This is a genomic window from Thalassospira sp. GB04J01 (assembly GCF_000751115.1).
Lineage (GTDB): Bacteria > Pseudomonadota > Alphaproteobacteria > Rhodospirillales > Thalassospiraceae > Thalassospira > Thalassospira lucentensis.
Map to the genome: position 1 here is coordinate 1 of NZ_CCDX020000007.1, position 11,500 is coordinate 11,500.

12 protein-coding genes are annotated in these 11,500 nt (G+C 54.1%); 4 read left to right on the forward strand and 8 right to left on the reverse strand.

From position 1 onward, the window contains the following. Positions 1 to 58: 58 nt before the first annotated feature. From AMM48_RS04660 to AMM48_RS04690, 7 genes are all read right to left on the reverse strand, one after another. A complete protein-coding gene (locus tag AMM48_RS04660) occupies positions 59 to 1,000 on the reverse strand; it encodes a tyrosine-type recombinase/integrase (protein WP_102783125.1) in 942 nt (313 codons plus the stop codon). 197 nt (positions 1,001 to 1,197) lie between these two features. Then, a complete protein-coding gene (locus tag AMM48_RS04665) occupies positions 1,198 to 2,277 on the reverse strand; it encodes a succinylglutamate desuccinylase/aspartoacylase family protein (RefSeq protein ID WP_102783126.1) in 1,080 nt (359 codons plus the stop codon). A 4-nt stretch (positions 2,278 to 2,281) separates the two neighbouring features. Then, the gene (gene rimK / locus AMM48_RS04670) at positions 2,282 to 3,187 is read right to left on the reverse strand and encodes a 30S ribosomal protein S6--L-glutamate ligase (RefSeq protein WP_101303514.1); all 906 of its coding nucleotides are present in this window, start codon (positions 3,185 to 3,187) and stop codon (positions 2,282 to 2,284) included. A 135-nt stretch (positions 3,188 to 3,322) separates the two neighbouring features. Next, the gene (locus AMM48_RS04675; RefSeq protein WP_102783127.1) at positions 3,323 to 3,823 is read right to left on the reverse strand and encodes a RimK/LysX family protein; all 501 of its coding nucleotides are present in this window, start codon (positions 3,821 to 3,823) and stop codon (positions 3,323 to 3,325) included. A gap of 147 nt (positions 3,824 to 3,970) precedes the next feature. Continuing rightward, complete coding sequence (locus AMM48_RS04680) at positions 3,971 to 4,735, reverse strand: DnaA/Hda family protein (protein ID WP_244271118.1); 765 nt, start codon at positions 4,733 to 4,735, stop codon at positions 3,971 to 3,973. Positions 4,736 to 4,742: 7 nt separating this feature from the next. After that, positions 4,743 to 5,840 carry an AI-2E family transporter gene (locus AMM48_RS04685; protein ID WP_102783129.1) on the reverse strand — a complete coding sequence of 366 codons (1,098 nt, stop codon included), beginning with the start codon at positions 5,838 to 5,840 and terminating at the stop codon, positions 4,743 to 4,745. Between the two features lie 102 nt (positions 5,841 to 5,942). Continuing rightward, a complete protein-coding gene (locus AMM48_RS04690) occupies positions 5,943 to 7,067 on the reverse strand; it encodes a DUF2066 domain-containing protein (protein ID WP_244271119.1) in 1,125 nt (374 codons plus the stop codon). A 354-nt stretch (positions 7,068 to 7,421) separates the two neighbouring features. On the opposite strand from AMM48_RS04690, the gene purM reads away from it, so the two are divergent. The 4 genes from purM (at position 7,422) to AMM48_RS04710 (ending at position 9,906) form a co-directional block, all read left to right on the forward strand. After that, the gene (gene purM / locus AMM48_RS04695) at positions 7,422 to 8,495 is read left to right on the forward strand and encodes a phosphoribosylformylglycinamidine cyclo-ligase (protein ID WP_102783130.1); all 1,074 of its coding nucleotides are present in this window, start codon (positions 7,422 to 7,424) and stop codon (positions 8,493 to 8,495) included. Further along, positions 8,483 to 9,157, forward strand: a complete 675-nt coding sequence (purN, locus tag AMM48_RS04700; protein WP_102783131.1) for a phosphoribosylglycinamide formyltransferase — start codon at positions 8,483 to 8,485, stop codon at positions 9,155 to 9,157. The genes purM and purN overlap by 13 nt, the downstream gene beginning before the upstream one ends. Before the next feature lie 167 nt (positions 9,158 to 9,324). After that, positions 9,325 to 9,696 carry a hypothetical protein gene (locus AMM48_RS04705; protein ID WP_146030373.1) on the forward strand — a complete coding sequence of 124 codons (372 nt, stop codon included), beginning with the start codon at positions 9,325 to 9,327 and terminating at the stop codon, positions 9,694 to 9,696. 51 nt (positions 9,697 to 9,747) lie between these two features. Then, the gene (locus AMM48_RS04710; protein ID WP_022734239.1) at positions 9,748 to 9,906 is read left to right on the forward strand and encodes an aa3-type cytochrome c oxidase subunit IV; all 159 of its coding nucleotides are present in this window, start codon (positions 9,748 to 9,750) and stop codon (positions 9,904 to 9,906) included. 252 nt (positions 9,907 to 10,158) lie between these two features. Here AMM48_RS04710 and AMM48_RS04715 read toward each other — a convergent pair whose 3' ends face one another. Then, positions 10,159 to 11,490, reverse strand: coding sequence for a dihydrolipoamide acetyltransferase family protein (locus AMM48_RS04715; protein ID WP_102783133.1), 1,332 nt, complete (start codon positions 11,488 to 11,490; stop codon positions 10,159 to 10,161). Between the last annotated feature and the right edge of the window lie 10 nt (positions 11,491 to 11,500).

Below are 11,500 nucleotides of genomic sequence, written 5' to 3' on the forward strand. Positions count from 1 at the left end.
CCATAATTCCTAGTTATCTATAGTTTTGAACCTCCTTTGGTGCGCAGGAAAAGGCCAATTACCCGAAAAGAGCTATTGGATCCGCATTTTGCAACACGTTCCGCAAGCTTTGATCGCTCACATGCGTATAGATTTCGGTTGTCGAGATCGTGCTATGGCCCAACAGCTTTTGGACAAACCGAATATCCACTCCTTTCTCAAGCAGCATCGTCGCCGCAGTGTGACGGAAAGAGTGCGGGGTGATTCTGGTTTCGGATCGAGAGAGTTCCGCAAGCCTTCTAATGCGCAATCGAAGTGTTTGTGGCGTTAACACCGAACCGTTTCTATTCACGAAAAAATTCGATGACGGCGTGCCTCCCTCAGAGTAACGAGCGCGCATATAGCTCATTAGCTTCTCTTTAAGGGAAGGATTCATCACATACACGATACGTTCACGACTTCCCTTTCCCCGAATACGGTATCTCTCCGCATCTGCGGAGATATCCTCCAGTCGCAAGGCGCAGAGCTCCCCTACTCTGATGCCGGTTGCAATCATCAGCCGAAGTGCAATGTCTGTTGAAAGCTTGATGTTTGAGGATTTCCCATAGCGCGCCTCCGACGCTCCCGGTAAAACCGAAGTTCTTGTCGCCAAAAGCAATTTTGCAACTTGTGGCTCGCTTAATGCTCTGGGTAATCGTCTCGGTATTTGGATGCGCACAGGTAAATTGTTGCAGGGCGACTGAGTTATGAACCCTTGGCTCTGCATCCAGGAATAGTATTTGCGGATACAAATCCACCGTCGCCGAATGGTCGCGGGGCTATTTTGCCGCTGGATTCTCAGATACTCGACAAAATCCATAATCTTTTCGGACGTCACAGGCCCTGATGAGATTTCCTGTTCAAGGAAACTCACGAAGATATCCAGATCTTGTTGGTACGCTTTGATGGTGTTGGCTGAAAGTGATTTGATCAAGCGACAATAATCGACAAAATCTTTGGTGTGGTTGGGGTGAACTGTCATGCGTCAAAACTCCTTGAATGAAGATATGACGGCATAACCTATATTTTCTGTTTGAAAACAGCTATTTATCCGGACAGATAAATACCCCCCTATATCTTCAAACCTGTCTCTCAAAAACAGACAGCGTCTGTATCGACACCAGCCCCGATTTTGTCGTACCTCTCGCATAATCAGGCACCCCAAATTCCGGGAAGGGACTAAATAATCTCGTCCTCATCCAACAACGGATCAGACTGCAGGTGGGTTTCAATGGCGTCCATGCGTTCCTGCAGTTCGGACGGGCGCTTGATCGATGCAATATGGAAAAGCGCATCACCCTGATTAACAATCGGCAAGTTGGTTCGCCCGATAATAAGCCCGTCTTCGCGCGATGTGACTTCCTCATCCGTCTGGCCAAACGGATCGGCGACAGCGGCCACCACATCACCGGCATGGACAAACTCACCGGCCAGTTTAAATGTGCGCAAAAGCCCCCCGACGGGTGCGCGCAACCAATGACTGTTCGATGATTTAAACGCCGGTGCACGTGGTTCACGCACCGCGCGCTGCGACGTCATGCCAAGTTTGCGCATCACGCGCAAAACACCTGAAACACCGGCCCGGATCGACATTTCATCAAACCGAAGCCCCTCGCCCGCTTCAAACAATAGGATCGGCACCTTGGCTTCCCGCCCGGCCTGACGCAGCGACCCTTCACGCAACGGACTGGTCAAAATGATCGGTGCGCCAAACGCTTCGGCATATTCCATGATGGCGGGGTCATCTTCATTGACCCGGATCTGGGGCAAGTTAACGCGGTTAACTGCCGCCGAATGAAGATCAATGCCAAAATCGGATCGTTCAACAATTTCGCTGAGGAAAAGATGTGCGAGCTGGGCGGCAAGCGATCCCCGCGCATGCCCCGGAAAACAGCGGTTAAGGTCGCGCCGATCAGGCAAATAACGCGTATGATTTAAAAACCCGAACGCATTGACCACGGGCACAGCCAAAAGCGTGCCACGCATGCCGCGCAACGCAGGCGATTTTAAAACCCGCCGGATGACTTCCACCCCGACAATCTCGTCGCCATGCACCGCCCCGCTGACAAACAGCACAGGCCCCGGTCGATTGCCATGCACAACATTGACCGTCAGATTGACCGGCGTGTGATTGGATAAAAGCGAGATCGGAATATCAACGATCTTGCGTGTCCCCGGAGCAACCTTTTTCCCGCCAATTTCAAAATCAGGGGTTTTGGAAGACTTGCGTTTTCCGTCGGCTGTTTCGGCTTCGCGCATGCTTTTATCCTTTGCCTTTGGTCCGTACCTTGCCCGGACGGAAATCTTTTTCCATGAAGTCGATGATCATACCGGCAATGTCTTTGCCCGTTGCCCCTTCGATGCCCTCAAGCCCCGGTGACGAGTTGACTTCCATCACCACCGGCCCGTGGTTGGACCGAAGAATATCGACACCACAAACATTTAGCCCCATTGCCTTGGCCGCTTCAACTGCTGTTGAGCGTTCCTGCGGGGTAATGCGGATCGCGCGCGAGGACCCGCCGCGATGCATGTTCGACCGGAAATCACCTGCCGCCCCGGTCCGTTCCATGCTGGCAACGACCTTGCCGCCGACCACGAAACAGCGAATATCGCTGTTGCCGGCTTCCTTGATGAATTCCTGCACCATGATATCGACACTGGCCCCCCGGAATGCCTCGATCACGGATTTCGCCGATTTCTCGGTTTCGCCCAGAACCACACCAATACCCTGCGTGCCTTCAAGAAGCTTGATCACCACCGGCGCGCCGCCAACAATCGAAAGAACCTCGTCGGTTTTCTTTGGATCATGGGCAAAGGCCGTCACCGGCAGGCCGATACCGCGCCGCGCCAAAATCTGCAAACACCGCAGCTTGTCGCGTGAACGGCCAATCGCCACCGATTCATTGAGCGGATAAACCCCCATCATTTCGAACTGACGCAACACCGCAAGACCAAATGACGTGACCGAAACACCAATCCGCGGAATAACCGCGTCATATCCGACCAGCTTGAGACCACCGTAATAGATTTCCGGTTTCATCGACGTGATGTTCATCGTGACACGCAGCGTACTGATGATATCAATCTCATGTCCCCGCGATTCGGCGGCCTCAACCAACCGTTTGTGGGAGTAAAGATTTGGATTACGCGCAAGCATCGCGATTTTCATGCAATGAGCTCCCAGGGTCGGAATGAAAAGGCTCGCAAACGATCAAATCTCGTTTACGGGAACGATAAAACTGTCTGAAAGAAAAAACGATCCTGCCCGTCTATTGTTCCGGCACATGATCGTTCTTCTGCGCATCTAACTCTGATCGGGCTTCCCTGCAAGATAAGATTTTGATGGTAGAACCAAAAATCTTCCCGCCTTCATTGCCGTACGCCCCAAAAGCATGGGAAAGCCCATGATTGACCGGTTTGCCAAGGATACTTCAACCCTGAGCTTGTGATGTCCAACCGCGATATGGGTTGAGACAATAAACCGTTCTTCGGCATTTCCGTTCGAGCTGCGAATCTCACGAAGCTCAACCAGTGGTGCGATACATTCAATCCGTCCATGCCCGTCACCACGATAATGTGGCAGGACAAACCGGACAAAATCCTTACCGTCTTGCGTGACAAGCTTTGGATAAAGCGCATGGAGCGACGATGTCCGCGCCCCGGTATCGACCTTGGCCTTAATCCACGGCACCCCCAGATCAGGAAGTCCGATCCATTCCCGCCACCCCAAAACGTGACCATCTTCAATCAGCGCATTGGTTTGAATTTTTAACGACGGTTTGGCTTTGGTCTGCTGTGGGCTCACACGTGCTATCCGGTAATTGATATTGCTGCGAATATAACCTGCAACCGTAGAAGATACCTATGAATTTCGCGTAAATTTACAAGCCCGTCTGGCATCATCAGTCCGGCATGGTATGGGGTCTCCCCCACCATTAACAGCCGTTGTAATCTAAAGCTCTTCCATAACACTACGCACAAGCGGCAAGGTCACCGCACGCTTTTCTGCCAGTGCCCGCCGATCCACCGCGGCCACCAATTCGCTTAACGCCACAAAGGATCGCTCGATCCGGGGCAGGATATAACTGATGGTCTGTGGGCCTGCCTGAATTTGCCGATCAGCAAACAGCTTTAACAACAACCCCACCATCAAATCATCATCGGGCGGGGAAATCTCACACACAAGTGCCGCCCCCAACCGCGACTTCAAATCCGGCAACGCCACTTTCCAGCGGGCCGGTGGCTGGGTCGCGGTCAACAGCAAATGCCCACCGCGCTCTTTAAGCATATTGTAAATGTGAAAGCAGACGGTCTCGTCAAGGCCGCCACCATCATCCAAATCGGCATCCTCAATCACAAGCCCCTTGGCATCACCCAAAAGATCATCGGGATGAACCCCGTCCAGATCACGCGCCATGACACGCAAAGCAGCCGACCTCGCCCGCCACACTTCGGCAAGATGGCTTTTGCCACATCCCCTTGGCCCATAAAGGCACAACGCCGGTACAGGCCAGTTTGGCCACTGGTCAATCCAGGCCACCGCTTCGCTGTTGCTTTGGGCCACCATGAAGTCATCGCGCCCCAACGCCGGGCGCATTTCAAGGGCCAAGGGCAATTGCTGCGGGGCAACCTCGGCCGAAATGGCATCGGTTTGGCCCGGCAGATTGGCCTTCTGGTTCTTGATATCCTTTTCCGGTGGCGTTTTGGCCCGCGTCACTGTGATCTCAATTCTCGGTGCTCTCGACCCCATCACCCTCTTGGGGATGGGAACCATGATCATACAAACGACTGTCGAGATACTGCCTTAACCCGTAGCGCACAAGCACCCCGATCACGGCGGCGACCGGCACGGCCAGCATCACGCCAAGCAATCCAAACACGGCACCACCTGCAAGCAGGGCAAACATCACCCAGACCGCATGCAGCCCGACCTTGTCGCCCACCAGTTTCGGTGTCAGGAAATTACCCTCAAGCAACTGCCCGATCAAAAAGACAATGACCACGATGCCAAGATCAAGCCCAAGCCCGAATTGTGCTAACGCCACCCCGAAACCAACCGCAAATCCAGCAATCATCCCGAAATACGGCACGAACGACACAAGCCCGGTCATAAGCCCGATGACAAAGCCAAATTCCAAACCCGCCAGTGTCAGGCCAAGCCCGTAAAACAGCCCCAGCAACATGCACACCGTCGACTGCCCACGGACAAACCCGGCAAGGGTATCGTCAATTTCGCGTGCGCACTGACGAATATCACGGGCCGAACGGCGCGGCAGATAACTGTCGATCTTGGCAACGATCTTGTCCCAGTCGCGCAAAAGATAGAACGAAACAACCGGGGTAATGAACAACAGGCTGAGGAAGTTCAAAAACGCCAGTCCGCCCGACAGAACATTGGTCAGAACATTGCCAACCCATTTAAGCGCGTTGGCCGTTTGCCCCTTGATCGCATCGGAAACACTTTGCAGCGTTTCGGGTGCTACCCGGTCGAGAATATGCTGAAGATAAGGTCCGACATTGGTCTGCAACGTGTCGACATAGCCCGGCAACCGTTCAAGGAACCCGGCCAACTGGCTGCCGATCATCGGTACAATCAACAGTAAGACAAACAGGAAAACCAGGAAGAAAAGGGCTGTAATGATGCTGGTTGCCACGGTGCGGCTAATGCCGCGCGCCTCAAGCTTATCGGCCAGCGGATCAAGGAAATATGCAATCGCCATCCCGGCAACAAACGGCAACAGGATGCTTGAAAACAACCACACCAGGAAAAAGAACCCGATGGTAAAAACCAGCCAGAAACGTGCTTGCTGCCGAAATGTCATGTCTGGTTACCCCTGTTTGTCCAGACGCCCAAAACCGATAATCGTCGAGATACCGCGATGTATTGGGTTGCTGGCAAACTACGGCCTACCATTCCCCCGATATTAGCCGCCAAGTGACAGGCCTTCCAACCGGTCTGTCCCAACCGGCTGAATGAACCACAATTCGCCCATACGGGTCAGGCTAAGATTTTGCTGATTAAGGGCGGTTTGCAACTGATCGGTCGATCCGACGAACTCAAGTGACAGCTGAACTTCGCGGCGCGACATCGCCACAACACGCGCACTGCGCACGACCGGCAGGCCAACCATCTTATCTTCGATCTTCGCCCAGTCCTGAAGACCGGTAATCGGGATAAACACCATCAGGCTGCCACCGGTGCTGAAATTAATCAGATTGGCGCGTTTCCAGCTATCTGAAAGCTGATCGGCAACCGACTTGGCCGCACGTACCAAAGTTTGATCCAGCGTCTCACCGCTCTGGGTGGCTTCCCGCACCCCAAAAACCTGCGGCGCACCGTTCGGGTCATAACGTGTGACAGTCACATCAACCGTTTCGCCGCCGCTCGGACCACTGACATCGGCACTGGCAACAACGGCAACATTGGCCCCATACCGTTTGGCAAGTGTGCTCAGACGTTCCATAGCACCACTTTCCGCCTGCTCGGCCGAAACCGTTCCGATGTCGCTCAAATCACCAATCGGTGCCTTGATCGGTACCAAACCGGACGCGGCAACATTGCGTGACCAGACGTCACGCCACGGGTTCGGATCATCCCACAGGGTAACAGTCCCTTGCGTGCGATAGACCGGCACCATGATCACGGGTTTGGATTGCAGTTCGGCAAAGGAAATATCGCGAAAACGCAAATAGTTACGCAGTTCATTGTCCTTGAACCGTACCGTCATGTCCGCGATATAGCGCACCGACGATGTTTTCTCGTTCGACACGCCAAAATCACGCACCATATTGGTGATCTCGGACGTATTGGGTATCGAAAGGGCCTGACGATCTTCGGGCAGTGTCAGGCGCGCCACAACTTCTTCGAACGCACGACGTTGACCGATTTCAAGCGCCTGTTCGCGGGCGGCGGCAGCCGTATCTGCACTTTCATCGACATGAACGCCGCTGACGGTGAATATGTCCTGCGCCATTGCGGGGAACGCCAGGATCACGGAAACCGTCGCAGCGCCAGCCAACATCTTGATGTTTTTCAATGAAGTAAGCACTTATGCCTCTTTGCCCTAATCTCGTCGTATGTGATTCTTTATTGCTGCTCTTTGTGGCATGTTGAACGCATTCTGCAAAGAAAACTCTGTCATGCGCAGGTGATCATTGCATATTGTCCGCGTTTGAGTATTTTCGGGCCAGCGGAAATTATCAAGCCCGCGTTTTTTATCAGTAGGACACAGCTTGTTTCTTGCATCTGATTAAAGGCGTCAGTATGGCGGATTGGTCAAACAGCAGCCTTGCAAACTGCGACCCGGACCGCAAGTGACACTTGGACATCAGGACGTACTGATGAAAAACGCGGGGTTTTCCCGCCCATTTATCATGCATGTTTGCTGCCAAGGATCCCTGAAATGACCTCCTCCAATGGCCTTACCTATAAGGACTCCGGTGTCGATATTGATGCCGGGAATGCCCTTGTCGATCGTATCAAACCGCTGGCAAAGGCAACCTCGCGTGCGGGTGTTTCCGGTGGCCTTGGTGGATTTGGCGCACTGTTTGACCTTAAGGCTGCGGGCTATAACGATCCGGTACTGGTATCTTGCACCGATGGTGTTGGCACCAAACTCAAAGTCGCCTTTCTGGCCGACAAGCATGACACCGTGGGCATCGACCTTGTCGCCATGAGTGTGAATGACCTTGTCGTTCAGGGTGCTGAACCGCTTTTGTTCCTTGATTACTTCGCCACCGGCAAACTATCCGTCGATAATGCTGCTGATGTGGTGGCCGGCATTGCCGAGGGCTGCAAACAGGCGGGCTGCGCACTGATCGGCGGCGAAACGGCTGAAATGCCGGGCATGTATGCCGACGGCGAATATGATCTTGCCGGTTTTGCCGTCGGGGCAGCCGAACGTGGTGAACTTCTCGATGGCAGCAATGTCTCTGAGGGCGACGTCATCCTTGGTCTGGCCTCAAGTGGTGTTCATTCCAACGGCTATTCACTGGTCCGCAAAGTTGTTGAAAAGGCTGGTCTTGGTTACGCCGACGATGCCCCGTTCGCACCGGGCAAAACCGTTGGCGAAGCCCTTCTTGAACCGACCAAGATTTATGTCAAAAGCTGCTTGGCCGCGCACAAGGCCGGTCTCATCAAGGCCCTTGCCCACATCACCGGCGGCGGCCTGACCGAAAACGTTCCGCGTGTTCTGCCCGAAAACCTGACGGCGGTCTTTGACGCCAGCACTTGGGAATACCTGCCGATCTTTAAATGGCTTGGCGAACAGGGCGGCATTCCGGCCATGGAAATGGCGCGTACCTTTAACTGCGGCATTGGCATGTGTGTTGTGGTCCCTGCCGACAAGGCCGACGAGGCCGAAGCATTGCTGCGCGAGCACGGCGAAACCGTCAGCCAGATCGGTTTCATTGGCCCGCGCGCCGGAGATGGCCCGCAAGTCGTGATCAAAAACATGGCCCGTACATGGGACAAGTAACAAAGCTTAAACTGGCGGTCCTGATTTCAGGCGGCGGGTCGAACCTGCAAGCCATCCTTGATGCCTGTGCCAAACCCGATTACCCCGCCGAAGTCGTGCTGGTCTTTTCAAACCAGCTTGATGCCGGTGGGCTTGACCGGGGCCGCCGTGCGGGTATCCGGGCCGAAGCCATCTCGCATAAGGGATATGAAGGCGGCCGCGAAGCATATGATGCGGCGGTCAGTGCCCTGATCGAAGAATCCGGTGCGGACCTTGTTGTCTTGGCGGGCTATCTGCGCTTGGTCAGTGACAGCTTCGTTACCCGCTGGAAAGACCGGCTGATCAACATTCACCCGTCGCTTCTGCCAAGTTTCAAGGGCCTTGGCGTTCATCAGGCCGCCCTTGATGCCGGGGTGAAATTTGCCGGATGCACCGTGCATTACGTCGTGCCCGAGGTCGATAGCGGCCCGATCATCGCACAGGCCGTTGTGCCGGTTCTTCCCGGCGATGATGCGGGCAAACTGGCCCAGCGCATCCTCAAACAGGAACACAAGATTTACCCACAAGTCATCCGCTGGATCGCTGACGGGCGCGTTTCTGTCGATGCCAAGGGCATTGTCACGGTTGCCGACGCCAAAACACTTGAAATGGCCGATATCAATCCGGTGCTAGAACCCGGATGAAAGAACCCGTGGCGGGCGATCCGCAAATGGTTTTAGGGGTGGACGAAAGTCCGCCCCTTTTTTATGACACTCATTTGCGCCAGAACAATGTCTGGCCAGATTATGCAGGCCATCGCCACGCCCCTCGCACCTTCCAAGGTGCCGCAACATCAAAGGCCCCAGCCACGATGAAATCCGCTCAACCCACCTCCCTTGGCATTATGCTCGCGTCGCTCATCTTGACCGCGACCACCCTCTTGATTACCACGGATGCCCACAGTGCAACTTGGCGCGAAACCAAATGCACGCTCTATCAGGAAAACCGCGATGAAACCCGTGCGGCCATGCCCGCAAACGCAACCAGTAATGCGTTCAACCAACAGGAAGACGCCTTCATCGCATCGGGCTGCACGGAACGCATTTACGTCTGCCCGCACAGCAAGGCTGAACTTGCGTACGCCAACCTGATGTCGATCAAAATGATGAATGCTGGCGCGACCGGTTCGTTCCTGCCCTTTGTCTGCGAAGGCGGCCTTCAAACCGATCAACCAACACAATGATATCTTGAGTTAATTGACATCTTGCACTGCATCAACTTGATGGATATACATTTGAAAAATCCCAAAACGCAGGAGGCAAGTTTGCAGGGTAAAGATTACGAACTGACCGAAACCCACGTTGATATCTATAACGGTTTCACCGTCTTTATGAAGTGGGGCACCCTTTCAGTGATCGGCGTTCTGATCCTGATGGCCATCTTCCTGCTGTAATCTGCTACAACCGGCAGAAATCCGCTGACAGTGATCCAAGATTAAAAAGCTGCCGTTTACCGGCTACTCAGATCGTTGACAAACCCCACCATATTTTGGCGGGGTTTTGTTTTACCTGTGCCTGAAAGCTGGCTTGAGTGTGTCACTCGATCTCGCTCAATTGCCAGCCAAGATCATCCCGACAGGAACAGCACGGAACAGACGTTCTTCTGTTGCACCTAAGTTGCCATATCCTGTCTTTTTCAGGCTCAATCAGCTTCTCAGGGCAAACTGCTCTGGATCAGATAGAAGCAATTTGACGCTGTTCATGAAGCGAGCGGCGTCCGCACCATCGTTGACGCGGTGATCAAAGGTGAGACAAACCGGCAGTATGAGACGGTTTTGTGAGGTTGCCTCATCAATATCTCCAGACAACACAGCCTGTAACTTGGCGCGCGCCACACCAAAGATGGCCACTTGTGGTGGATTGATGATCGGAGAGAGGCCCGTCCCACCAATCGCGCCGATATTGGTGACTGTGACCGTACCGCCCTCAAGCATCGCCCGGTCGGCCCGTTTTTCCTGCAACTTCTCTGAAATCTCCGACAATTCCTTTGCCAATTCCAGCACGGTTTTGGCTTGAACATCGCGCACGACAGGAACGAGCAATCCTCGCTCCGTATCAAGCGCTACACCGACGTTAACTTCATGAAAAATCTCGATTTCCTCTTCGTCGGCGTCAAAACGGGCATTGAAGCTCGGATGCTGGCTCAGCGAACCGGCCAATGCCTTCATGACAAACGGGGTCAGCGTCAACTTGACCCCCTCCTGCTTGGCCGTATTGACATGATCGCGGCGCATTCTTTCAAGGTCTGTAATATCAATTGCGTCTTCATGAGTGACGTGGGGGATATCACGCCAGGATTGCGCCATCCGGCGGGCTGTGCTGCGACGAACAGACCGCAATTTGACGCGCTCGCTCCCTTCAGTAGGGCGCCGAACAGCCTGAATGTCGGTGTCATCATCTGTGGACGCAGAGTCGGATTCAGCCACTTTTTGAACATCATCTTCCAAAATGCGCCCGTCTTCTCCACTGCCTGGAACGTCTTCTAGATCAATGCCAAGGTCACGCGCCAGACCGCGTACGGCTGGTGTTGCCAGGACGTCCGCCTGATCTGCGTCTGTTGTCTGCGCCTCGGCGCGTGAGCTTTCTCCCGCCGCACGGCTTGAAGAGCTTGCTTCGGTTTTGCTTTCATTGCCTCCCTCACGCGCTGGCTGGTCATTCCGCGACTTGCCGGTTTTCTTATCAGCTCCCTCATCCGCATCAGCTCCCTCATCCGGGTCTGGTTCCTCATCCTTTTCCGAACCCTCTTCATTCAGCACGGCCAGAACGTTACCAACTTCGACGATATCGCCTTCAGATACCTTCAGCTCAACGATTTCACCCGTGACTGGAGACGGTATATCGACAGCGGCCTTGTCGGTTTCCGCAACGAGGATATTCTCCCCTTCCCGGACCTGCTGACCCTCTGACACATTGATTTCAATGATCTCAGCTTCATGAATACCCTCTCCGGGGTCTTGCAGGCGGAATTCGTATGCCATGGTTTCCCTG